Annotated in this window: 20 protein-coding genes, 1 tRNA gene and 1 pseudogene; 10 read left to right on the top strand and 12 right to left on the bottom strand. The window is 49.3% G+C overall.

Features of this window, described 5'->3' with window-relative positions; genetic code table 11:
• Nucleotides 1-208 precede the first annotated feature (208 nt).
• Nucleotides 209-1,555 carry a UDP-N-acetylmuramoyl-tripeptide--D-alanyl-D-alanine ligase gene (locus A8707_RS10080; protein WP_068816681.1) on the bottom strand — a complete coding sequence of 449 codons (1,347 nt, stop codon included), beginning with the start codon at nucleotides 1,553-1,555 and terminating at the stop codon, nucleotides 209-211.
• Nucleotides 1,556-1,833: 278 nt separating this feature from the next.
• Between A8707_RS10080 and A8707_RS29030 the strand changes: the two genes are divergently transcribed.
• On the top strand, nucleotides 1,834-1,983 hold the full coding sequence (locus A8707_RS29030; RefSeq protein ID WP_197484716.1) for a hypothetical protein: 150 nt from the start codon (nucleotides 1,834-1,836) through the stop codon (nucleotides 1,981-1,983).
• A 57-nt stretch (nucleotides 1,984-2,040) separates the two neighbouring features.
• Nucleotides 2,041-3,345 carry a pentapeptide repeat-containing protein gene (locus A8707_RS10075; protein WP_074382487.1) on the top strand — a complete coding sequence of 435 codons (1,305 nt, stop codon included), beginning with the start codon at nucleotides 2,041-2,043 and terminating at the stop codon, nucleotides 3,343-3,345.
• Here A8707_RS10075 and A8707_RS10070 read toward each other — a convergent pair whose 3' ends face one another.
• Nucleotides 3,346-4,344: a Gfo/Idh/MocA family protein gene (locus tag A8707_RS10070; RefSeq protein ID WP_068816680.1), complete on the bottom strand. Its 999-nt coding sequence runs from the start codon at nucleotides 4,342-4,344 to the stop codon at nucleotides 3,346-3,348.
• 354 nt (nucleotides 4,345-4,698) lie between these two features.
• On the opposite strand from A8707_RS10070, the gene A8707_RS10065 reads away from it, so the two are divergent.
• From A8707_RS10065 to gcvP, 3 genes are all read left to right on the top strand, one after another.
• The gene (locus tag A8707_RS10065) at nucleotides 4,699-5,001 is read left to right on the top strand and encodes an RNA recognition motif domain-containing protein (RefSeq protein WP_068816679.1); all 303 of its coding nucleotides are present in this window, start codon (nucleotides 4,699-4,701) and stop codon (nucleotides 4,999-5,001) included.
• Nucleotides 5,002-5,115: 114 nt separating this feature from the next.
• Nucleotides 5,116-5,499 (top strand): glycine cleavage system protein GcvH, encoded by a 384-nt coding sequence (gcvH, locus tag A8707_RS10060; RefSeq protein WP_068816678.1) that lies wholly within the window; start codon nucleotides 5,116-5,118, stop codon nucleotides 5,497-5,499.
• A gap of 114 nt (nucleotides 5,500-5,613) precedes the next feature.
• On the top strand, nucleotides 5,614-8,586 hold the full coding sequence (gcvP, locus tag A8707_RS10055) for an aminomethyl-transferring glycine dehydrogenase (protein WP_082906314.1): 2,973 nt from the start codon (nucleotides 5,614-5,616) through the stop codon (nucleotides 8,584-8,586).
• 238 nt (nucleotides 8,587-8,824) lie between these two features.
• Here the strand turns inward: gcvP and A8707_RS10050 are convergent, their stop codons facing one another.
• Together A8707_RS10050 and A8707_RS10045 are read right to left on the bottom strand one after the other, a co-directional pair.
• Nucleotides 8,825-9,967 carry a glycosyltransferase gene (locus tag A8707_RS10050; RefSeq protein ID WP_068816677.1) on the bottom strand — a complete coding sequence of 381 codons (1,143 nt, stop codon included), beginning with the start codon at nucleotides 9,965-9,967 and terminating at the stop codon, nucleotides 8,825-8,827.
• A gap of 203 nt (nucleotides 9,968-10,170) precedes the next feature.
• Nucleotides 10,171-11,052 (bottom strand): DMT family transporter, encoded by an 882-nt coding sequence (locus A8707_RS10045; protein ID WP_068816676.1) that lies wholly within the window; start codon nucleotides 11,050-11,052, stop codon nucleotides 10,171-10,173.
• A gap of 127 nt (nucleotides 11,053-11,179) precedes the next feature.
• Between A8707_RS10045 and A8707_RS10040 the strand changes: the two are divergent.
• The 3 genes and pseudogenes from A8707_RS10040 to aroC form a co-directional block, all read left to right on the top strand.
• Nucleotides 11,180-11,443: pseudogene (locus A8707_RS10040) on the top strand (DUF2087 domain-containing protein); the annotation flags it as partial.
• Between the two features lie 45 nt (nucleotides 11,444-11,488).
• Nucleotides 11,489-11,560: transfer RNA gene (locus tag A8707_RS10035), tRNA-Lys, on the top strand.
• Nucleotides 11,561-11,639: 79 nt separating this feature from the next.
• Nucleotides 11,640-12,728 (top strand): chorismate synthase, encoded by a 1,089-nt coding sequence (aroC, locus tag A8707_RS10030; RefSeq protein WP_068816675.1) that lies wholly within the window; start codon nucleotides 11,640-11,642, stop codon nucleotides 12,726-12,728.
• A gap of 176 nt (nucleotides 12,729-12,904) precedes the next feature.
• On the opposite strand, the gene A8707_RS10025 is transcribed toward aroC, so the two are convergent.
• The 4 genes from A8707_RS10025 to A8707_RS10010 all read right to left on the bottom strand — a co-directional run bounded on the left by A8707_RS10025 (nucleotide 12,905) and on the right by A8707_RS10010 (nucleotide 16,985).
• Nucleotides 12,905-13,165, bottom strand: coding sequence for a hypothetical protein (locus tag A8707_RS10025; protein WP_197484714.1), 261 nt, complete (start codon nucleotides 13,163-13,165; stop codon nucleotides 12,905-12,907).
• A gap of 202 nt (nucleotides 13,166-13,367) precedes the next feature.
• On the bottom strand, nucleotides 13,368-14,894 hold the full coding sequence (locus tag A8707_RS10020; RefSeq protein ID WP_068816673.1) for a bifunctional aminoglycoside phosphotransferase/ATP-binding protein: 1,527 nt from the start codon (nucleotides 14,892-14,894) through the stop codon (nucleotides 13,368-13,370).
• Nucleotides 14,895-14,975: 81 nt separating this feature from the next.
• Nucleotides 14,976-15,575: a 50S ribosomal protein L25/general stress protein Ctc gene (locus A8707_RS10015; protein ID WP_068816672.1), complete on the bottom strand. Its 600-nt coding sequence runs from the start codon at nucleotides 15,573-15,575 to the stop codon at nucleotides 14,976-14,978.
• Between the two features lie 69 nt (nucleotides 15,576-15,644).
• Nucleotides 15,645-16,985, bottom strand: a complete 1,341-nt coding sequence (locus A8707_RS10010; RefSeq protein ID WP_068816671.1) for an adenylosuccinate synthase — start codon at nucleotides 16,983-16,985, stop codon at nucleotides 15,645-15,647.
• 66 nt (nucleotides 16,986-17,051) lie between these two features.
• Between A8707_RS10010 and A8707_RS10005 the strand changes: the two genes are divergently transcribed.
• Nucleotides 17,052-18,068 carry a branched-chain amino acid transaminase gene (locus A8707_RS10005; protein ID WP_331711697.1) on the top strand — a complete coding sequence of 339 codons (1,017 nt, stop codon included), beginning with the start codon at nucleotides 17,052-17,054 and terminating at the stop codon, nucleotides 18,066-18,068.
• 119 nt (nucleotides 18,069-18,187) lie between these two features.
• Here the strand turns inward: A8707_RS10005 and A8707_RS10000 are convergent, their stop codons facing one another.
• The 3 genes from A8707_RS10000 to psaM all read right to left on the bottom strand — a co-directional run bounded on the left by A8707_RS10000 (nucleotide 18,188) and on the right by psaM (nucleotide 19,958).
• On the bottom strand, nucleotides 18,188-18,562 hold the full coding sequence (locus A8707_RS10000) for a Mo-dependent nitrogenase C-terminal domain-containing protein (RefSeq protein WP_068816670.1): 375 nt from the start codon (nucleotides 18,560-18,562) through the stop codon (nucleotides 18,188-18,190).
• Between the two features lie 530 nt (nucleotides 18,563-19,092).
• A complete protein-coding gene (locus A8707_RS09995; RefSeq protein ID WP_068816669.1) occupies nucleotides 19,093-19,494 on the bottom strand; it encodes a slr1601 family putative cell division protein in 402 nt (133 codons plus the stop codon).
• A 368-nt stretch (nucleotides 19,495-19,862) separates the two neighbouring features.
• Nucleotides 19,863-19,958 (bottom strand): photosystem I reaction center subunit XII, encoded by a 96-nt coding sequence (psaM, locus tag A8707_RS26790; RefSeq protein ID WP_074382486.1) that lies wholly within the window; start codon nucleotides 19,956-19,958, stop codon nucleotides 19,863-19,865.
• Between the two features lie 246 nt (nucleotides 19,959-20,204).
• Here psaM and A8707_RS09990 point away from each other — a divergent pair, with 246 nt between their 5' ends.
• Nucleotides 20,205-20,960 carry a TerC family protein gene (locus tag A8707_RS09990; protein WP_068816668.1) on the top strand — a complete coding sequence of 252 codons (756 nt, stop codon included), beginning with the start codon at nucleotides 20,205-20,207 and terminating at the stop codon, nucleotides 20,958-20,960.
• A 66-nt stretch (nucleotides 20,961-21,026) separates the two neighbouring features.
• On the opposite strand, the gene ndk is transcribed toward A8707_RS09990, so the two are convergent.
• On the bottom strand, nucleotides 21,027-21,476 hold the full coding sequence (ndk, locus tag A8707_RS09985) for a nucleoside-diphosphate kinase (RefSeq protein ID WP_068816667.1): 450 nt from the start codon (nucleotides 21,474-21,476) through the stop codon (nucleotides 21,027-21,029).
• Between the last annotated feature and the right edge of the window lie 96 nt (nucleotides 21,477-21,572).

The following is a 21,572-nucleotide window of genomic DNA, read 5'->3' as shown; positions in this document are numbered from 1 at the left end:
GTGAATGGAATTCCGGGCTAGCCTTGCGAAGTCTGTTGAAACAGACTGAAGATGTTGTACTGATTAGCATTCAGTCCCTTTAGTGGACTTCGCAAGGTTAGCCCCGTTGCCGGAGGCAATTGCGAAGCTACCTGCAATCCGGGGCGGGTGAATGCGATGACCGACCCGATCGAAGCGGGGGATGTTGCCTCTGGTGCCAGATCTCAGCTTATTGAAATTGAGATCGGAATTGTTCGACAGCGCGATCGAGTCCCACCGATCGAGAGGCTTTGAACAAGAGCCGATCGCCCGATCGCACCATCTCTTTCAGTCGAGTCACCACTGCTTCGTGAGTTGAAAATCGTTCGGACGGGAGCGAATCGGCTCCGATCGCCAACGCCTCTGCCTCGGCGTCATCTGCCAATATCAAAAGTCCGTCGAGTTTAAGCTGCTTTGCCATTGCCCCAACTTGTTGATGAAAGGGCACAGACCAGTCTCCTAACTCCTTCATCGTGCCGAGAACCGCGATGTGACGCGTTCCGGGTGTGTCTGCCAACAATTGCAGCGCCGCCAGCATTGACTCTAATCCGGCGTTGTAGGTCTCATCGAGAATCACGATATCGTTCGCGAGTTCAAACTTGCGCGATCGTCCGCCGGGTAGCTCCACGTCGATCGGAGCGGTCAGCGTTGATTCATCCAAGTTCAACGCCTTGACAACCGCAAGAGCCGCTAAATAATTCAGCGCATTGTGTTGTCCCGGCAGCGGCAGCGGAAACGATCGACCGTCAACAGTCAGCGTCTCTGCTGAGGAAAGGTGCCCGTGCAGGTCGCCACCTTCTAGTCCATAGGTCAGTGTTTTGCCGTTCCACACCGTCCGAGCCATTTGAATCAGTAATGGATTGTCGTGGTTGAGAATCGCGATCGCATCCTTGGGCATTTCTGCCAGAAGTTCACATTTGGCTTCTGCGATCGCCTCTCGTGATCCCAGTCGCCCAATATGCGCCGTGCCTACATTTGTAATCAGCGCGATCGTCGGACTCGCAGTTTGACTCAGCAGCGCAATCTCGCCCTGCGCCCGCATCCCCATTTCAACGACGGCATAATCATGCTCTTGACTCAACTCCAGCAGCGTCTTAGGAACCCCAATCTCGTTGTTGTAGTTTGCCTGAGTTTTGAGGACGTTCCCAAATCGAGACAGCACTCCGGCAATCAATTCTTTCGTCGTGGTTTTGCCGACCGATCCCGTAATGGCAATCACCGGAATCTTAAATTGATGTCGCCACCAGTGAGCGATCGATTGATAAGCCCGAAGCGTGTCTTCTACTATGAGCAGCGGCAGATCCGACGATTGAAATTGAGCATCTACGACCGCGGCGATCGCGCCTTGCTCTAATGCCTGACTCACAAACTCGTGCCCATCAAACGTTTTGCCCCGCAGCGCTAAAAAGACATCCCCCGGCTTAATGTGGCGGCTGTCGGTTGTGATGCCCGTTGCTGTTAGGGTGCGATCGGTCAAGTAGTTAGCAGTGGCACCCAAAACGTCAACCAGTTGGGTCAGTGTGGCATGGAACGGCATAAAAGAAATGATGGGAACAAGAAACTAGCTTATTGAACGTCAAGTCACCTGACTTAGCAAGTAATTTGATTGATTTAACCAAAGGAATGCGCCGAATTGTGCAATTACCCGATATCGCAGAGACGCTTCGGTGGAACGTCTCTAGCCAACGTCGCCATGACTAGCAAGGGGTCGTCTGCCAAAATAAATCGCTCTGACATATCTTTGACATTGCTTATTCATCAATCAGCAGCCATACTCAATTACGATCGTCAATACTATTAGCAAGTGAAAAAACGATGAGGTGGGTCAAGCGATCGCTACAAATTTTTCTCAGTCTCTACGTCCTCTACTTGGCGAAAACCGCAATGGGGATCAATATCTCCGATCGCTACACGGCTCCAACATTCGTCAAGTTTCCCGTCAAAGCATTCATCAGTAATCATTAGAAGCGGGTACGATTAAGACATATATTCCCTGTAAGTCTGCGGTTTTCTAGATTAGGCATGACCCTCGATCCAAACTCGCCTCTCCCCTCTTCGCCTGACTCATCGACTCCTCACGCCAATAGTGGGTTGGGCAACACGGGTGCAGCCGACCATTCTGTGATTTCTAAGCCTCCCTCTAAAGCCGAGATTTCGAGAGAGAGAAATGCCGCCGCGTTTCCGGGCGTTGGCATTCCTTCAAGCGACACGTCTAGATTGTCTACCATTCGCCCTGCGATTTCTCTGATCGTGCTCGTCGCGATCGTCATCGTGATCGTCGGGCTATTTGTTAATAGTTTTTGGCTGGTGTTATCCGGCTCGATCGTCGCGTTGCTGTTGTCCTTGCGTGTCCTGTTTCCGGTGCTGCAACCGATTTTGGCAGAACTTGGTGCGGGACAAGAACAATCTGTCTTAATTGCCTCAGCGGGGTTGACGTTAGCTGTGATTGGCCTACTCAAAGTTGTGGGATTTGGCAACACCCTGATGACCTGGTATAAGCAACTTGACTGGAACGCGATCGGAGCACTGGGCGAAGTCTTTGGCGCGTTAGGGCAAATCTTGATCGCGATTTTGGCGGTGTATATCGCATGGCGACAATACATCATTTCTAAAGATCTGACGATTCAACAAAACACGATCACTCAGCAGCAAACGATCGATACTTATTTCCAAGGAATTTCGGATCTGGTTCTCGACGAAGAAGGGTTGCTCGAAGATTGGCCTCAAGAACGCGCGATCGCGGAAGGTCGCACCGCTGCCATTCTCAGCAGCGTGGATGGAGCAGGCAAAGCCAAGATTCTCAGATTTCTCTCTCGGGCTAAACTGCTGACCCCTCTAAAGCGCGATCGCCGATTAGGACGCGCCATTCTCGATGGCTCTGGCGGCTATGCAGAAGACCGCAGTCATGGCACACGAGTCATTGATATCGGCGTAATGTTAGCGGCTTCTGACCTATCGGGCACCGATCTGCGCTGGACCGATTTGAGCGAGGCAAATTTGATTCGGGCAAACCTCGATCGCTGTGATTTAGTCAAATCCAATTTCGCCAGAACCATTTTATTTAGCGCCAGCCTTCGAGGAGCAGACTTCAATGGGCTGCGTCTCTTCTATGGCACTGCCGAAACCGCCTCACCTCGCAGCCGCACTGAGCCACCCAACTATAAAACAGGTGCCTGCACCGGGTCTGTTGTCGAAAACGCCGATTTCACCGACGCTGAAGATATGTCTCCAGAGCAACACTACTACTGCTGTGCCTGGGGCGGCTCAAAAACGAGGGCAACGATTCCCGGCGGATGTGAAGGCATTCCCAATAAGTTGGGGCGCTGATTATACTACGTGAATTACGTCTCCCGTTTCTGCCGATCGCCGCGCTGCCTCTGCCACTCTCAGCGCATACAAACTGTCTTCTGGCGTGACATACAAAGGAGTGCCGTCGATTAAACAATCTAGCACCGCAGTGGTGTCTCTCGCGAAGATACCGCGACGACCTCCGACCTCGATCGAGTGACCTCCTTCACGATTGATCAACACCCCGCCATCGCCATCAAAGATCAGTCCTCCAGTGTCGCCCTGCACTTCAAACTTGCGTTCTGGTTGCCAAACCGCTTCGCCTTTGCCATAGACCGCTTCAGCAATCAGCCCGCTTTTGAATCGAAGCTGGGCGACACAAACACAGGCAGAATAATGACTAGAATCGGACGTTGACTTCCAGTAGCGATTTTGACAACTCACGGTGGCAACCTCACCAAATGCGTGAGTCAGACGATGGAGACGAGACAACGCGCCGACGAACGGAAAGCCAAATAGTTCTGGCTGGTACGTCCACTTTTGCGGAGCCGGATTTTGAGGAGTCATCGTGACATACCTCGCATAAAAAGGAGTGCCAATCTGAGGCAACGTCTTAATTAGCGCCTGATGCACTCCGCCCAACAGTTCAATATGCTCGACGTGCAGCAATAAATGGCGAGAGTGTGCCAGCGCGATCGCGGTTTCTGCTTTCTCAACGGTAAGCGCGAGAGGATATTCGACGACAACATGCTTTCCGGCTGAGAGGGCAGCTTGAACGATCGTCCCATGATCCCGATTTACGCCAGACACAATCACCAGATCAATGTGAGGGTTTTCGACCAACTCCGCCCAGACGCTAAACGATTGAGTCTGATAAACGTGACCAAACTCCTGCGTTTTTTCTGGGGTATGCCCCGCTACGCCCATCAGTTTTGCTCTAGAATCTGCGTTCACCGTTTCAGCCCGCAGTTTAGCGGCATACCCGGTGCCTACCAACCCGACTCGAATGGGGAGACTAACCGAAAAAGAAGAAGTCATTGCGCTTGGAGAATAAGAGCCATTGATCAATCTACCCTAAATTAATCACTCCACTCTGTCCATAGCACCGCATTCAAGAAAACTTTAAAGCGATGATTTGCTAGCAGGAACGATCGCACAAAATGTCTTAACTCAAATAGGAAGTCTGCTCGTCTATTCAGTTATTTACTCAACGTTACACAAGGTTGAAACTAGGATTGATGGCTGGATTTATTGGCTCGAATTATCCCGTCATCGTCAAGATCCTTGTCCTGTGCTAGCGTTAGTAACAAGGTTTATTTTCGGTCGTGAATTCGTTGAATAGACGTTTCTCCGAATGTAGCTCCCCACACTCTTTGATTCTGGAGAAACTCTATGTCACTCTACGTTGGCAATCTGTCTTACGACGTAAAAGAAGATGATTTAAATCAAGCATTTGCTGCACACGGAACGGTGAAGCGAGTGCAACTCCCGACTGATCGAGAAACAGGTCGGATGCGTGGGTTTGCCTTTGTTGAAATGGGAACCGAGGCAGAAGAAACAGCCGCGATCGAAGCCCTTGACGGTGCCGCATGGATGGGTCGCGACCTGAAGGTCAATAAGGCTAGACCCCGTGAAGAGAGAGGGTCTTCGGGCGGCAACTGGTCAAACGACAATCGGTCTTCTCGCCGTTATTAAGCCCTGACACACACTGCAATTTGCGAAGGGTAGGCAAAGCGTCTACCCTTTCTGTTTTCTTGTAAGATTTCTGAGGCAGAGTGAACTTAGCGATCGACCCAAAATTACACAGCAATGGAATATCCCGAAGACCTAAAGTATCTCGACACTCACGAATATGTGCGGCTTGAAGGCGAAATTGCCACCGTGGGCATCAGTGCCTTTGCGATCGACCAACTCGGCGACGTTGTATTTTTAGAGTTGCCTGATGTGGGCACTGCGGTCGAAAAAGGAGAAAGCTTTGGCACGATCGAATCAGTTAAAGCGGTGGAGGATTTGAAGTCTCCGGTGACGGGCACCGTGATTGAGAGCAATGCTGCAATGGTTGACGCACCCGAACAACTGGCAGACGATCCTTACCTTGAAGGCTGGTTGCTCAAAGTCAGGGTGAATGATTTTGACGACCTGGATGACGCGCTCACGGCGGCTGAATATCGCGAACAGGTAGAAGGCGATTAGAGAATTTCGAGTTTGTTGCCCAACTTCATCGTTCTTTTACGCTCAGTCGCGCTGCGATCGGGTTAATTGTTGCAGAATATTTACAGGCAGCTTACTCCCTCTAAAAACTCCCCTATGTCAGAGCTTATTACTCAAGCGCAATCAACGGCTGAACTGAGTCACGACGAGCATGAGACAACCGAGTCTGAACGCGATTTCGCCACTGGATCTGATTCTTCTCGCAACGGTTCGACGACTGACTCGTTTGATCATCCCGATCGCTTCCTCGATCGTCACATCGGACCGAGAGATCTCGACGTGCAGCAAATGCTGCAAACACTGGGACTGTCTTCATTGGATGCTTTGATTGACCACGCAGTTCCGCCAGGAATTCGGATCAAGCGTCCGTTGAAGTTAGGGGAGAGCCGGGGTGAATATGAGCTATTGGCAGACCTGAAAGCGATCGCGCAGAAGAATCAAATTTTCCGCTCCTTTATCGGCATGGGCTATCACAACTGCATCACGCCTCCGGTGATTCAGCGCAACATTCTCGAAAATCCGGGTTGGTATACGCAATACACGCCCTATCAGCCCGAAATCGCTCAGGGTCGTCTAGAAGCGCTGCTCAACTTTCAGACGATGGTGATTGACCTGACTGGGCTAGAAATCGCCAATGCATCGCTGTTAGATGAAGGCACGGCGGCGGCTGAGGCAATGGCAATGAGCTACGGATTGTGCAAAACGGGCGCAAAAGTCTTTTGGGTGTCAGAAGCGTGTCACCCCCAAACGATCGACGTGATTCGCACACGGGCACTGCCGTTAGAGATTGCGGTGATCGTCGGCGATCACCGCACATTTCAGTTTGAAATACCCATCTTTGGGGCGCTATTACAGTATCCGGCAACCGATGGCGCGATTTATGACTATCAAGAATTTGTCGATCGTGCCCACACCGCAGGCGCGTTGGTCACCGTTGCGGCTGATCTGCTCAGTCTCACCTTGTTAAAACCACCCGGAGAGTTTGGGGCAGACATTGCAGTGGGCAACACTCAACGCTTTGGAGTGCCACTTGGCTATGGCGGACCTCACGCCGCATACTTTGCGACTAAAGAAGTCTATAAGCGTCAGATTCCCGGTCGTTTGGTGGGAGTCTCTAAAGATGTCAACGGGCAGCCTGCCCTGCGACTCGCCTTGCAAACTCGTGAGCAACACATCCGTCGAGACAAAGCGACGAGCAACATTTGTACGGCACAAGTTCTATTAGCGATCATCGCCGGGACGTATGCCGTCTATCATGGTGCTCAAGGACTCAAACGGATTGCAGAACGCATTCACAACATGACCGCGACCTTAGCTGCGGAGTTACAAAAACTCGGCTATACGCTTGGGTTAGAGCCATTCTTCGACACCCTGCGAATCGAAGTTGGGGATAAACAAACCGAAATTTTAGACCGCGCAATCGTCCATCAAATCAATTTACGCAAAATCGGAGACAGTGCGATCGGAGTGGCGATCGACGAAACCACCTCAAAACAAGATCTCCTCGACCTCTTAGAAATCTTCTCCGGTCACTCTATCTCCGTCCTCTGTGCTCCGTCCTCCGTCCTTCCTGCTTCCCTCTCCCGCACCACCCTCTACCTCACTCACCCCGTCTTCACCCGTTGCCACTCCGAGACCGAACTGCTGCGTTATATGTATCGCCTCCAGTCAAAAGATTTGTCGTTGACGACGGCGATGATTCCCCTTGGCTCTTGCACCATGAAGCTCAACGGCACCTCTGAAATGGTACCCGTCACCTGGGCTGAGTTTGGGCAGATTCACCCCTTTGCGCCCGTCGAGCAAACTCAGGGCTATCAAATTCTGTTTCAACAGCTAGAAGACTGGCTGGCAGAAATCACCGGATTTGCAGGCATCTCGCTTCAGCCAAATGCAGGCTCTCAGGGCGAGTACACGGGGCTGCTTGTGATTCGGCAATATCACCAACAGCGTGGCGAAGGGCATCGCAATATCTGTTTAATTCCCCAATCGGCGCACGGTACAAACCCTGCTAGTGCAGTCATGGCAGGCATGAAAGTCGTGCCTGTCGCCTGTGACCCCGATGGCAATATCGACATTGCTGATCTGAAGTCAAAAGCCGAAAAGCATCAAAGCAACTTAGCGGCGCTGATGGTCACGTATCCATCAACTCACGGTGTTTTTGAAGAGGGCATTCAGGAGATTTGTACGATCGTGCATCACCACGGCGGGCAAGTCTACATGGATGGGGCAAATCTCAACGCTCAAGTCGGTCTGTGCCGTCCGGGTGACTTTGGGGCGGATGTCTGTCACCTGAACCTGCACAAAACGTTCTGCATTCCTCACGGGGGCGGCGGTCCGGGGATGGGTCCGATCGGAGTCGCCTCTCATCTCGTGCCGTTCTTACCCGGTCATTCCGTCATTCCTCCTCATGCTAAAAATCAGGACGCGATCGGAGCCGTCTCTGCTGCTCCGTGGGGCAGTTCGAGCATTTTGCCCATCTCCTGGATGTATATCGCGCTGATGGGCGGGGCTGGCTTGACCAAAGCTACTGAGGTCGCGATTCTCAACGCCAACTACATTGCAAAACGGCTCGAAAATCACTACCCCGTTCTTTATAAAGGCAAAAATGGTTGGGTGGCTCACGAGTGTATTCTCGATTTGCGGCAGTTTAAAAAGACCGCCGAAGTTGAAGTTGATGACATTGCCAAACGACTGATCGATTACGGGTTTCATCCGCCTACCGTGTCTTGGCCCGTGGCAGGAACGGTGATGGTCGAACCTACCGAGAGCGAATCGAAAGCAGAACTCGATCGCTTTTGTGATGCGATGATTGCGATTCGAGAAGAGATTCGGGAAGTTGAGGAAGGGAAGGTCGATCGAGACAATAATCTCCTCAAAAATGCCCCTCACACTGCCGCAGATTTAACGGCTGATGAGTGGAGTCGTCCCTATTCTCGCCAACGTGCCGCCTATCCGACTGCTTGGACGCGAGAGAACAAATTTTGGGCAGCTACCGGACGGATTGATAATGCCTATGGCGATCGGAATCTCGTCTGTTCTTGTCTACCGATGGAGGCTTACGAGAGTTAAGAGGGGTTTTATTCCAAATTTCAGCAACGCGACTATTTTTGGTGCTAATTAGCCGTAATCAAGACTAATTAGCACCAAAAATAGCTAATCATGACAGAACAACCGCAAAAACTAATATCACTTCTGTTTTTACTCTTGATCTTGGAGTGAAGCTGAAGCTATTGAATTAGCGCCAGTTGCTTCTTTCTTTCCGACTTTCATTCAGTTCAAAACCACTTGATAGAGTTAAACGGTTTTGTTAATCATTGTCGATGAGTTCAATTTCTTTAATCACTTTATCAATATAAGAACTCCAAGTATATTCTCTTACCGAGTTGTGAGCATTAAGACAAAAAGAGCTATAAGACGAATTATTTAAGACACTTCTAATATTTTTCTCTATTTCGTCAGGTAAGTTTTGATCGCAATAAGCACCGAATTGGATGTCGCCACCAAACGTTTTTACGAATTCATTGTATGGAGCTACAATTACGGGAGTGTAAAAATACATTGCTTCAATTGTTGCCGAAAATGCACCCCATTTTGGCGTTGTATTGATGAAAATTTTTGCTCTTCTAAATAGATCGTAATAAGTTTTTCTATCCTCGTCTTTACCTTTATCCAAATAACCATAGCAATAGATATCTTTAGATGGTATAGCAAAATCATCTTTATTCATTCCTATGATGTGAAGTTTTAATTGTGGGTAATCATCTTTTAAATTCTGGAGGGCATTTATCAATGCTAAAGCACCTTCTTTGTAGGCTGATCTGCCAACAAATATTAGATCCCATGAGTTCTCCTTTTCTTTTATTATGTCCGTTTCTGAGACATCATATACTGAATTAATGACGTTCCCTAAATACTTAATATTTTTGTTTCTGTAGTGCTTTTGCATATGCTCTGCAATACTTGGAAAAAGCGGCAACACTAAATCTGCGACTTCTACTTGTGTATTTTCGCGCTTAATACATTGCTTCTCTAAAAAATCAGGCTTTCTATTTGCGTGATAATTAAAATAATGTTCATACGTCCAGTCACAAAACAAAATAGTAGGCTTTTGAGTTAAACCTGTAGATGAGAAGCTAAAGGTTAAAAATATATTTGCGTCCGCTTCAGGATACGAATCTAATGCTTTTTTTAGCCTAGATCTAATATTCTTAAAGTGAGTGAAAGATCGGAAATAACAATATGAAGTTCCCTTGAATATTCTGCGCATAACACGACCCATGAATTTATTCCATCTTTTTTCAAGAGATGGATCTGGACTCAAATCGATTCTATTTACTTTTATCCCTTTTGCGGTCAAAGCCTGCGTAAAAAAATATGGAACATTCGACCAAGTGCTTAATTTGCACGAATCTCCATTCGTAAATACTGAAACTTCTTTAATTTTTTTCATTACCTTTTATTTTAAAACCCGTCAGAGGACATTGGGAAAGTGTCATTAAACACTATGCCTAGAGAATAAAGCTCTCTAGCTTTAGGCTAAAGAAAGTATAGCTCTCCAGAAAATTATGAATTTAGTTTATGCCACAGAACTCACTCCAGCCAAAAGAACACAAGGCGGCTACAGTCCAAGAATCACGGTTGAGTAAAGTGCCGTTAAGTCTGGGATTGCATCGCTTGCAGGGTGTTGAGCAGAAGCGCGATCGCAATCAATCCCATTCCAATCACTTCCATGAATCCTGGCTGTTCGCCCAGTTGTGCCCAAGCGGCTAATACACCAACAACAGGATTCATTAACAGCCCTAATCCGGCGATTCCTGCGGGGAGACAGTTGAGAACATAAAGCCAGAGCAGAGTCGCGATCGCGGTTCCAGGAATGACAGCATAGATCAATGCGATGATGAATGGAGTAGACCACACGATCGGAGTCGAAGGCACCAACACAGCCGCTAACACTAACGGAATTGCACCGAACACTGTTTGCCAAGCAGTGAACGAGAGTAAATCTAATTCCACGGTTTGACGCAGTTTTTTTGCTACAATCACGCCGCCTGCCCAACTCAGCCCAGAGAGCAGTGCCAGCACCTTACTGAGAATTGTGCCGTTGAGATTTGTGGGTTCCAAAATGAAGAGCAATCCGCAGACGCTGATCGCGATCGCCACCCACTGCATTCCTTTCACCCGTTCGCCCAAAAATAACCACGCTAAAATCAACACCCAAAACGGCATCACATACACCAAAACTGCCGTTTTTCCGGCTCCGCCACTCACTAGCGCCCACGTTGCAAAGCCATACATTCCAGAGATTTGCAGCAATCCTGTCAGCAGCGTGCCCGGAATTTCTTTAGGCACGATCGGCTTTCGCAACAGTGCCAGACTCAGCAACAGACTCGCCGCCCCTAAGACGATTCGCAATCCAGCAAAGACGAAGGGTGAGGCATACTGCACCGCAATTTTCATTTGCACCCAGTTATAGCCCCAGAGCACGGCAAGAACGAGGAGGGCAGCGATCGCGGTTTTATTCTCTGGTTTGGTCACAGGAACGTTTTAGAAAGGGCAATCAAAAAATCATATCAAGCTAACTAAATTGATACACTTCTAATTAGATGTTCGTCGAACTAGAGAGTGTTGAGAACCTTTTTTTGAAGGCGATCGGCTCAAAAAACTTCCCGCAAGTCGCAGAAAACGCTGGGTGATTCTCAGATGGCTTGTGAATCAATTTGAGATCGATGAACTCTATCCCGAACGATCGCTGAATGAGATCATTAAACGCAGTCACTCCGATACCGCAACTCTGCGACGAGAAGTGATCGGCTGGCTAGATGATGCAGCGAGAAAATGGGGTTTATTGGCGAGTGCCAGAGAGCCAATGGCGCGAGGAGTGAGTGCTTTAAGCCAAAAGCCGTCAATTTGTTGCCAAGTCTATTAGAATTCGTGCTATATTTGCATACGCACGTTCAATGCGCGCAAATAAGGGTTGCTAGCTCAGTGGTAGAGCATTCGGCTTTTAACCGACTGGTCCCGGGTTCGAATCCCGGGCAACCCATAAAGTAGGGAGTTAGCAAACGCTGGCTCCCTATTCATTTTTTCAGGTACGATCGCACCCTTCTATTCCTTCAAACATCATGGGCAGCAACTTCGGTCATTTGTTTCGCATCTCTACATTTGGCGAATCTCACGGGGGCGGTGTAGGCGTGGTGATTGATGGGTGCCCTCCCCAAATTGAGATTTCGGTCGATGAGATTCAGTTTGAGTTAGATCGACGAAGACCGGGGCAGAGCAAAATCACGACTCCTCGCAATGAAGCCGATCGCTGCGAAATTCTGTCTGGGCTGTTTGAGGGCAAAACATTAGGAACGCCGATCGCGATTCTGGTTCGCAACCAAGATCAGCGATCGCAAGACTATGACGAGATGGCGGTGAAATATCGTCCTTCTCACGCCGACGCAACTTATGACGCGAAGTATGGCATTCGCAACTGGCAGGGTGGCGGACGATCGTCTGCACGAGAAACCATTGGACGGGTGGCAGCAGGCGCGATCGCTAAAAAAATTCTGCACGACCTCGCAGGCGTTGAAATTATTGCCTATGTGAAGCGCATCAAAGATCTAGAAGGCGTGATCGATCCCAACACTGTGACGCTTGAGGCGGTTGAGAGCAATATTGTGCGCTGTCCCGACTCTGAATGCGCCGAGCAAATGGTGGATTTGATCGAGAGCGTTCGCAATCAGGGCGACTCGATCGGAGGCGTGGTGGAATGTGTAGCGCGACGAGTGCCACGCGGGTTAGGCGACCCGGTGTTTGACAAACTCGAAGCGGATCTGGCTAAAGCCGTGATGTCTCTTCCCGCGACGAAAGGCTTTGAGATTGGCTCTGGCTTTGCAGGCACCGTGATGACAGGCAGCGAACACAACGACGAATTCTATACCGATGAGAATGGCGAGATTCGCACCGTAACGAATCGATCGGGCGGGGTTCAAGGCGGCATCTCAAATGGGGAGAACATTCTGATTCGGGTTGCCTTCAAGCCAACGGCGACGATTCGCAAAGAGCAGCGCACCGTCACCAACGACGGAGAAGAAGTGACGTTAGCCGCAAAAGGTCGTCATGATCCCTGTGTGTTGCCGAGGGCAGTGCCGATGGTTGAAGCAATGGTGGCGCTCGTCTTATGTGATCATCTACTGCGTCAGCGCGGACAGTGTGGCGATCGTTAAAATTACGATCGTTGCTGAATCGATCTATAAAGCACGGATTCTACCCTCACCCTAGCCCTCTCCCTAGGGAGAGGGGACAGGAGTTCTGGCTCCCTTCTCCCCAGGGAGAAGGGTTGGCGAGGGCTTGCCCCACTTCGTGAGGAGGGCATTGCATATCTGCAGCCAGCAACGCCAGACTACGATCGTCGCCCCATCTGCTGCCACCATTTCCCCGCTTTTTCGTGCTGCTGTTTGCGTTTCTGACTTCGCTGTCTCAAGCTAGAGTATTGGCTGCGCCGTCTTCGGACTTTGGTTTCTTCGGCTAACCCATCGTCTGGAAGTTCTTTTTTATCTGGCTCGGTTTTCTCGTCTTTTGACAGCCACCAACCGACAATTAAGCTGCTCGCTAGACCGCCGATCGCACCCAGCGAAATACTCAATAGTGCGGGGTATCCCATCCCAAATAGTCCAATCAGGAACAGCAGCCAAATCTTCAGTCCTGTCGAAAATCCCTTTGAGATCGGTTGTCTTCTCACTGGCTCAACCCTTGATAGTCACTACAAAGGATACCTCATTCATCGTAGATCATTCGTCACTTTTGAATTACTCTTGAAGAAGAAACCAATCTGTAAAGCAAACTTAATGACGAACAATTTAGAACTATTGGGGTAGTTGTCCTTCTAAAGTTTGAGTGGCATCTAGCGTCTTTAGATAAGGCTTTTCGGCTTTGCTAAAGGCTTCCATGTGTTGGGTTTTGAGTAGATCAGCCGTGGCATCTGAGATATCGCCTTGACGCTGCTGCACTCGATCGTTCAACACCGACATTGGCGCATCACAATAGAGAATGTCTAAAGGAATCTGATGAGCAACGGCTTGGGCGATGACGGGCGATCGCAGCGCTTGACGATCGTACTTGGCATCCAAAATTACAGAATAACCCTGCGACGCTAACATGATGCCGAGATTGAGGAGATGATCGTAAGTCTTCTCAGTCATCTCAGATGTATAGAGATCAGCGTCTCCTTTGGCATCTAGCGCAACACCACCGAGATGTTTGCGAACGGCATCCGATCGCAGATGAATTGCCCCTGTCTGGCGAGCTAACTGACGCGCCACAGTGCTTTTTCCAGAACCCGACAACCCGGACATCATCGTCAATCGTCCCGATCTGTGACGAGTGTATTCCCACGCTAACCGATAGTAGCGAGAGGCGGTTTCACTGGCTTCCTGCTTCACCGATTCTGGAATGGTCGGATCATCTAATAAGAACGAAGTCACCTTAGCTCGGACATAAGACTGACGGCTGAGGTAGAGCGGCAACACCTGTAAGCCTTCCCAGTCGCCTGTTTGCTCGATGTAAGCATTCAGAAATAGATTGCTCAAGTCAGGACGATCGCGAGCATCGAGATCCATCACAATGTAGGCAACATCGAACATCACATCGACAAAGCGAAACGGCTCATTGAATTCGATGCAGTCGAACAGCAAAATTTTGTCGTGCCAAAAGCAGATATTTCTCAGATGAACGTCGCCATGACATTCGCGAATCCATTTATTTTGAACTCGATTAGCAAAAAGTTCTTGCTGCTGATCAAATAGCTTGTCTGTGTAAGCGCGAGTCTCATCAAATTGGACTTGGGTTTGCGATCGTCCAACATAACCCACCGTTTGATCGTAGTTTTCGTCGATCGCTTGACGAATTTGCGAGGCTTCCCCAAAGCTGAGGATGTAATCGCTAGTCGGTGCCTTTAAGTGGAACGCCGCCAGTTCTCGCGCCAAATCTTCTAAGTGTTGTTCAGTGAGTTCGCCGCGATCGAACATCGCACTCAGCAACGTCTCTTGCGGAAACTGCACCATCTTGACGACATACTCAACAGGTTCCCCGGTACCGCCAAGCTGAAAGGTTTCTCCGTTCTGCGTGACTGGCTCAACGCCCAAATAAAGTTCAGCGGCTCCTCGTTGATTGAGACGAAACTCTTCATGACAAAAATGCTCCCGTTTCTCCAGCGTCGAGAAATCTAGAAAGCCAAAGTTCACAGGCTTCTTAAGTTTATAAACCACCTCACCCGTGAGCAACACATAAGAAATGTGAGTCTGAATCAGTTCGATTGGCTCTGTCACTGGATGAGGATAAAACTCCGATCGCAGCATTTGCTGAATTAAGGGAGGCAGATTTGTTTGGGTCATAGTTCGTTGAGACGCTCATAAAAAAGCCAGGGAATGGTTCCTCCCTGGTTCTGTATACACTTTAGATTGACACGAACCGAGCTATACGGCTGCGGCTGCTTCTGCGGCAGTTTCTCCGGTTCCGGCACGAGTGGCAGAGATCATCACCACGACTCGACTGGCTTCACCCTGAGCGGTTACGCCTTCAGGCAAAGGCAACTCGTGAACGTGGAGGGCATCACCAACTTTGAGATCCGTCACATCGATTTCGATGCTTTCGGGAATGCGATCGGGCAGACACTTCACCGTTAATTCCGTCAGTTCAGATTCCATTACGCCGCTTTCTTGCTTGACTCCATAGGCTTCGCCCACAAAGTGCAGAGGCACGGTGATTTCAAGAACGCTCTCAGCCGACACTGAGAAAAAGCTGAGGTGATAGAGGTAACGCTTCCAGGGATGCACCTGAATTTCACGCAGCAGGGCTTTCCCAGTCCAGGGCAACTCAGGAATGCTGACATCGATCAGCGTGTTGTTCACTGAGGCATCGCGCACCAAAAGTTCAGCTTTTTTGGCATCAATGGTCAACTCAAGAGACTCGGTGCCTTTGTGACCATAGAGCACTGCCGGAATTTGTCCTGAGCGGCGTAGGGCATTGGGCTTACTTCCGGCGGCGCGTTTGTGACAGTCGATCGTGATTTGCATAATGACCTTGAAAATGTGAGAGAGGGACGGTGGACTTTGGATTTCAAGCAGGTTCAATCCAAAATTTGGTTAGTTGACCACTGCTTGCGGCGTGCCGTTGGTATACAGCAGCGCTCGTTTGGGTCCATGAATGGGGTCTTCGACGATGATTGTCTGGTCACGGCTTGCGCCCAGAGAGACGATCGCGATCGGCACATCCATCAATTCTGCCAGGAATTTGAGATAATCGAGTGCCTGAGTCGGCAAATCTTCGAGAGATCTGCACTCCTCAGTCGATCGTTTCCAACCTGGCATTGTTGTATAAATCGGCTTGCAGCGAGCAAACAGCCGAGAATTGCTAGGGAAATCTTCGCAGCGTTGCCCATCAAGTTCGTAGGCGACACAGACTTGAATTTCCTCCATCTCGTCTAGGACATCAAGCTTGGTGATGGCGAGGCAATCTAGACCATTGATCCGCACTGCATAGCGACCGATCACGGCATCAAACCAGCCGCAGCGTCGTTGCCGCCCGGTCGTAGTGCCAAATTCTGCGCCGCGATCGCACAGCAGCGCCCCGACATCGCCGTGCAGCTCGGTTGGAAAGGGACCTTCGCCGACGCGGGTTGTGTAAGCTTTGGCAACACCAATCACCCGATCGATCACCGTCGGACCAATCCCCGTGCCCACACACGCCCCACCCGCTATCGGATTTGAGGAAGTCACATAAGGGTAAGTGCCGTGATCGAGGTCGAGCAGTGTGCCCTGTGCGCCCTCAAAGAGGATATTCCGTTTGCGACGGATTGCATCATAGATTTTTAAGGAGCTATCCACGACGTGAGGACGCAATCGATCGGCATACTCTAAATATTCTGCTGTTACCGCCTCAACATCGAGCGGAGGCAACCCATAGAGTTTGTCAAGAATGCCATTCTTGTAGTTGATCGTCCAGTGAAGCTGCTTTCGCAGTGTGTCCGGGTCCATCAGGTCAACGACTCGAATCCCAGTCCGCTCAGACTTGTCGGCGTAAGTCGGACCGATTCCTCGCCCAGTGGTGCCGATTTTGTGGGTGCCGCGATGTTCTTCAGAGGCACGATCGATCAGTCGGTGATAGGGCATCGTGACGTGAGCCGTCTCAGAAATCAGGAGGTTATCGACCGAGATATTCAACTTGATCAACTGATCTAATTCTTCAATCAGAACTTTTGGATCGATTACTGTGCCGCAACCGATAATGCACTCGGTTTCAGGATATAAAATGCCAGAAGGAATAAGGTGCAGTTTAAATGTCTGATCTTTTACAACGACGGTGTGCCCAGCGTTGACCCCACCCTGGTAACGGACTACGACATCCGCTGATTTACTGAGCAGATCCGTGATCTTCCCTTTCCCTTCATCGCCCCACTGGGCACCAATTACAACTACGTTAGCCAAGGGTTTTAAACAGTGCTAGAGTTTTCAACAAACTCCCATTATCATCAGTGAATGCTACGGGTGTCAATGGCAAGTTGTCATGGGTTTGTTGGATTCGTCAAAAACGACCTGATGAACGGTGCCTGGTGGCAAAAAGTTTTCTTCGTTCAATCCTCCTCAACTGCTGCTATGCATAACTTTCTGCCGATCGCTTATTTCAAAAATCAGTTTGTCCCTTTTGCGGAGGCAAATCTTTCGATCGCGACTCACGCCCTTCACTATGGCACCGGGGCATTTGGGGGGCTGCGAGGCATTCCTGACCCTAAGAACGCCAATCAGATTTTGTTGTTTCGGCTCGATCGTCACTGTCAGCGACTAAGCAACAGTGCCAAGCTGATCAACTACGAGTTACCTGCCGATAAAATTCAGGCGATTATTACTGAATTTGTCCAGAAGAATAAACCCACTCAGTCATTCTATATTCGTCCGTTTGTCTACACTTCGGGGCTAGGCATTGCGCCGCGACTTCACAACATTGAGAAGGACTTTTTTGTCTACGGGCTTGAGCTAGGAGACTATCTCTCGGCGGATGGCGTGACCTGCCGCATCAGTTCTTGGTGTCGTCAAGAAGACCGCAGTTTACCGCTCAGAGGAAAGATTAGCGGCGCATATATTACGTCCTCTCTCGCCAAAACTGAAGCGGTCGAATCTGGCTTTGATGAGGCAATTTTGCTGAATACTCAAGGCAAAGTTAGCGAAGCATCGGGAATGAATATCTTCTTAATTCGCAATGGAGAATTAATTACCCCAGGCTATGAGCAAGACATTCTCGAAGGAATCACCAGGGACAGCATTTTGACGATCGCTCGCGATTTGGGCATCAAGACGGTCGAAAGACCTGTAGACAAGTCAGAATTGTTTATCGCCGATGAAGTCTTTTTGAGCGGCACGGCTGCCAAGATTACGCCAGTTAAAAAAATCGAGACTTATCAGACTCCTGAAACTCATCCGATCACCGATCGCTTAAAGGCAAAACTGACCGCAATCACCGAAAACCTAGAGCCAGATTATCGGGGTTGGGTGTTTCCGATCGCCCTCACTTAAACCAAAAGAGATGCCCATCAAGGACATCTCTTTTTTATGAATCTAAACTAATTTTTTAGGAGAGGAGTCTACTCTGGGGATCAGATGAAGGATATCCCTCTTTGGATAGGGATGGATCGTTAGCAATAACAGCTAACGTCTTCACCGCACTCATCTGCTAGATAGCACATTGCTCGAAATCGCAGTGCAACTACTTCGTCATAAAGAGGGTTAAGCTTGCACATTGGCGGAATGTGAAACAAGGTCTTCCCAAAAACTTTGACATCGCGCTCAAACGGGCACTGAGACGGAATTAGCTTACAAAGACGGTGAGCTAACTCAGGGCTGCGAACTTGAGTGCGATCGACTGCGGCGCGGAGTGGGCGCAGTAGATCAAACTTTTGAACACGGTTAGGAGACTGGGCAGTTGAAGCAGCTTGGGTAGAGTGTGCTTCTGGAGAGAGTTTTACCCAACTTGCGAGAGCGATCCGGCGTTGGGTGGCTTGCAATTTCATGTCTATCGTTTCCTCGACTCTATTGAAGTGCGTAAAGGGAGAGGAGCAAAGCTGTGGTGGAATCCCGATCGAACTAGAAGCAATAGTCTCGAATGGTGAGACCGTTACAGTAAAATTCTCAAGGGTGAATGGTTCACGATTGTAAACTTATTGTTACATAATTCTATCTGACGTGACCATCTTGCCTAAAGTTTCAGCAGGGCAAATGCGAAGAATTACTGAACTTTGTAGAGTGTGGCTGGTTGGTGAATGCGTCGGGTGAGGAAAGGTGCGTTCTAGGTAAACATATCAGCTATATCCGTAGCGTTAAGGAAACGGTTCAGCCATCATTCTAGGCAGTCCTGAAGCGATCGTTGGGTTACCTACGCTACAAACGGGTGTCAGTGATGCAAATTCTGAATGAAGAAGGCGTGATCTCCGCATATAGAAGGTGGATTCTCCACACTTGAGCCAGAAAGATAGTAAAGCTTTTAGATACAGCAAAAAGACGCTCGATCGAGCGCCTCAAAATCAATGATTTTAAAAGCTCTTTAAGGGAGTTGCGCGGCAGTTTCGGACGTTGCATCACCCCAAACGATCTGACGCTGATTGGGGTCGCTGCGATTTGTCTGCTCTTGCATAATGGCTTTTGCCTGACGGGGATCAAAGTAGCGATTAAACTCTACTTTGACTTTTTCAACTCGCCCTTCGGTCGTCTTGACTTCAGACTTGATTTCTTGCAGCTTTGTATGTTGAGCGATGCTGTAGGGCAGAAGTTGAACGAGTGCAGCGATCGCGACTCCTGATAAAGCGAGATTGACCCCAAGCTTGATGGAGGTCTCAATGGCGATCGCTCGGTTGTGCTGGCGTTTTTTCTGCTGACCTAATCGAGGATGTGATCGAGGCGTTCTAACAGGCTGGAGGGGCGTAGTGGGCGATTGAAGTGCGTTCATGAGTTCAACGGATGCGAGTGCAGACGGAAGACTTTAACAGCCTTGATGGAAGAGTAACTGCCTTGAGCGATTGATTTTGGCTCGATCGTTTCTGAATGAATCAAGCCAGACTGACTTTGACGCTTTAACTAATCTCTATGGAAGAGTTAGCCCAAAATCGCAAATATCAGCACCAAAATCAAGAAGTACGTGCGAACTAAGCAGTGTTTCCGAAGAACCCGTCTGGGTCAGCGATCCGACTGGCTGGCAGGAAAACTGTCCTGTCAGTTTACCCCGCTTCCTAAAAAACGATCACCCAACTTGTGAAGGGCATCATTTATGGCTGCGGGAATCAGACAAAGCAGCGTTCCTGCCCCATAAGTAAAGGGTTACTTATATAGCTCGGTGGATAGCCGGAAGGCAAGAATGCCAGGAATGAGGGCAACCACCAGGGCAACTAAAACTTGAGTATCTGACAGAGGCATTGGGTTTGAAACTCCTTAATCTCAGGGTTATCGTTTCTCAATGTCGATCAAACTATCCGCTTTCGGAAGATTTTGTTACAAGATTCAACACAAGAGAACACTCAGGAGGTCGATATTTTGGCTGTCTCCTAGCTCTTTGCCTGCCTCAGAACTCCTACTTACGGTAGGCTGATTAGTAAGCAAAGCTTTTTCCTAAATCAGGATTAGTGTCAAGACCTGTCCATAACGCTTAACTAGAAATCATTGATGCTAGACCAATTTTCAGACTTACCTGTCACCTTTGATGTTCAAACCCTTTTATTGCTGCTGGTTTTGGTGGCATTAGAAGCAGTGCTGTCGGCAGACAACGCGATCGCGCTGGCGACGATCGCTCAAGGTTTGCAAAAACCTGAACTCGAACGGCGCGCCCTCAACATCGGGCTAGTGTTTGCCTACATTCTGCGGATGAGCCTGATTTTGACAGCCTCGTGGGTGAGCAAATATTGGCAGTTTGAGTTGGCAGGGGCAATCTATTTACTGTGGCTAGTCTTTCAATATTTTTCGTCCGACTCAGACGATGAAGACGAGCATCACGGACCGCGATTTACGTCGCTGTGGCAGGCGATCCCCGTTCTGGCAATCACCGATTTAGCGTTCTCTCTAGACAGCGTGACGACAGCGATCGCGATTTCTAAAGAAACCTGGCTGATTTTAGTTGGAGCGACGATCGGGATCATTGTGCTGCGGTTTATGGCAGGGTTGTTTATTCGCTGGTTAGACGAGTTTACTCACTTAGAAGACGCGGGTTATATCACCGTTGCCCTGGTCGGATTGCGTCTTTTGATGCGGGTAATTAACGATAGTCTGGTGCCGCCCGAATGGATGATGGTGACCGCCGTTGCCCTGATATTTGTCTGGGGTTTTTCTAAGCGCAATCCCGATGGTGAAGAGGCTGCTGAGGTATTGGCTGAACCTGAGACAGAAACGCTGGTTGAATCTGACGAGAAGAAAATAGAAGTCTGAGGAATCACGATTAAAAAGAGGGGACATTCTACGGAACGTCCCCTCTTTTTTTAGAACTATAAACCGTTATTCGTAGATCCAGGAAAGAATAGTCGGTTGCCAGCTAACGAGTTCTTCTGCTTTAAACCACAGAGAAATTTCGCTTTGAGCCGTTTCGGGGGCATCTGATCCGTGAATCAGATTGCGTCCAATATTTGCGCCCAAATCTCCGCGAATGGTGCCGGGTTCTGCGGTGAGGGGATTGGTGGCTCCAATCACTTTTCTCGCTGCCGCAATCACGCCATCGCCTTCCCAGACCATCGCCACAACGGGACCGGAGGTGATGAACTCAACCAAGCTGCCGAAAAAAGGACGTTCTTTGTGAACGCCATAGTGCTGTTCGGCAAGTTCGCGGCTGACGTTCATGAATTTCAAGCCCACGAGGGTAAATCCTTTCGTCTCAAAGCGTCCAATAATCTCACTAATCAGCTTGCGCTGCACACCATCTGGTTTGATTGCCAAAAATGTCCTTTCCACGAGTCGCTCCCAAGAAATTTACGCCTTTTTACAAGACAAGGTTAGCCCAGAACGGAGACGATCGGGAATGGATGAAGTCTGAGTAAGTCGAGGTGT

The organism is Phormidesmis priestleyi BC1401 (assembly GCF_001650195.1).
GTDB classification, from domain to species: Bacteria; Cyanobacteriota; Cyanobacteriia; order Leptolyngbyales; family Leptolyngbyaceae; genus Phormidesmis_A; species Phormidesmis_A priestleyi_B.
The sequence above is the reverse complement of the archived record's forward strand: the minus strand, read 5'-3'. Positions and strand labels throughout refer to the sequence as shown.

Excerpts from the sequence above, each read along its gene's own strand:
- gcvP (WP_082906314.1), top strand. The coding sequence starts at position 5,614 with ATGTCAGAGCTTATTACTCAAGCGCAATCAACGGCTGAACTGAGTCAC.
- A8707_RS10075 (WP_074382487.1), top strand. The coding sequence starts at position 2,041 with ATGACCCTCGATCCAAACTCGCCTCTCCCCTCTTCGCCTGACTCATCG.
- A8707_RS10025 (WP_197484714.1), bottom strand. The coding sequence starts at position 13,165 with ATGGGATACCCCGCACTATTGAGTATTTCGCTGGGTGCGATCGGCGGT.
- A8707_RS10020 (WP_068816673.1), bottom strand. The coding sequence starts at position 14,894 with ATGACCCAAACAAATCTGCCTCCCTTAATTCAGCAAATGCTGCGATCG.
- A8707_RS10000 (WP_068816670.1), bottom strand. The coding sequence starts at position 18,562 with ATGAAATTGCAAGCCACCCAACGCCGGATCGCTCTCGCAAGTTGGGTA.
- A8707_RS10080 (WP_068816681.1), bottom strand. The coding sequence starts at position 1,555 with ATGCCGTTCCATGCCACACTGACCCAACTGGTTGACGTTTTGGGTGCC.
- gcvH (WP_068816678.1), top strand. The coding sequence starts at position 5,116 with ATGGAATATCCCGAAGACCTAAAGTATCTCGACACTCACGAATATGTG.
- A8707_RS10070 (WP_068816680.1), bottom strand. The coding sequence starts at position 4,344 with ATGACTTCTTCTTTTTCGGTTAGTCTCCCCATTCGAGTCGGGTTGGTA.
- psaM (WP_074382486.1), bottom strand. The coding sequence starts at position 19,958 with ATGCCTCTGTCAGATACTCAAGTTTTAGTTGCCCTGGTGGTTGCCCTC.
- A8707_RS10065 (WP_068816679.1), top strand. The coding sequence starts at position 4,699 with ATGTCACTCTACGTTGGCAATCTGTCTTACGACGTAAAAGAAGATGAT.
- A8707_RS10050 (WP_068816677.1), bottom strand. The coding sequence starts at position 9,967 with ATGAAAAAAATTAAAGAAGTTTCAGTATTTACGAATGGAGATTCGTGC.
- aroC (WP_068816675.1), top strand. The coding sequence starts at position 11,640 with ATGGGCAGCAACTTCGGTCATTTGTTTCGCATCTCTACATTTGGCGAA.
- A8707_RS10005 (WP_331711697.1), top strand. The coding sequence starts at position 17,052 with ATGGCAAGTTGTCATGGGTTTGTTGGATTCGTCAAAAACGACCTGATG.
- A8707_RS29030 (WP_197484716.1), top strand. The coding sequence starts at position 1,834 with ATGAGGTGGGTCAAGCGATCGCTACAAATTTTTCTCAGTCTCTACGTC.
- A8707_RS10015 (WP_068816672.1), bottom strand. The coding sequence starts at position 15,575 with ATGCAAATCACGATCGACTGTCACAAACGCGCCGCCGGAAGTAAGCCC.
- A8707_RS09995 (WP_068816669.1), bottom strand. The coding sequence starts at position 19,494 with ATGAACGCACTTCAATCGCCCACTACGCCCCTCCAGCCTGTTAGAACG.
- A8707_RS09990 (WP_068816668.1), top strand. The coding sequence starts at position 20,205 with ATGCTAGACCAATTTTCAGACTTACCTGTCACCTTTGATGTTCAAACC.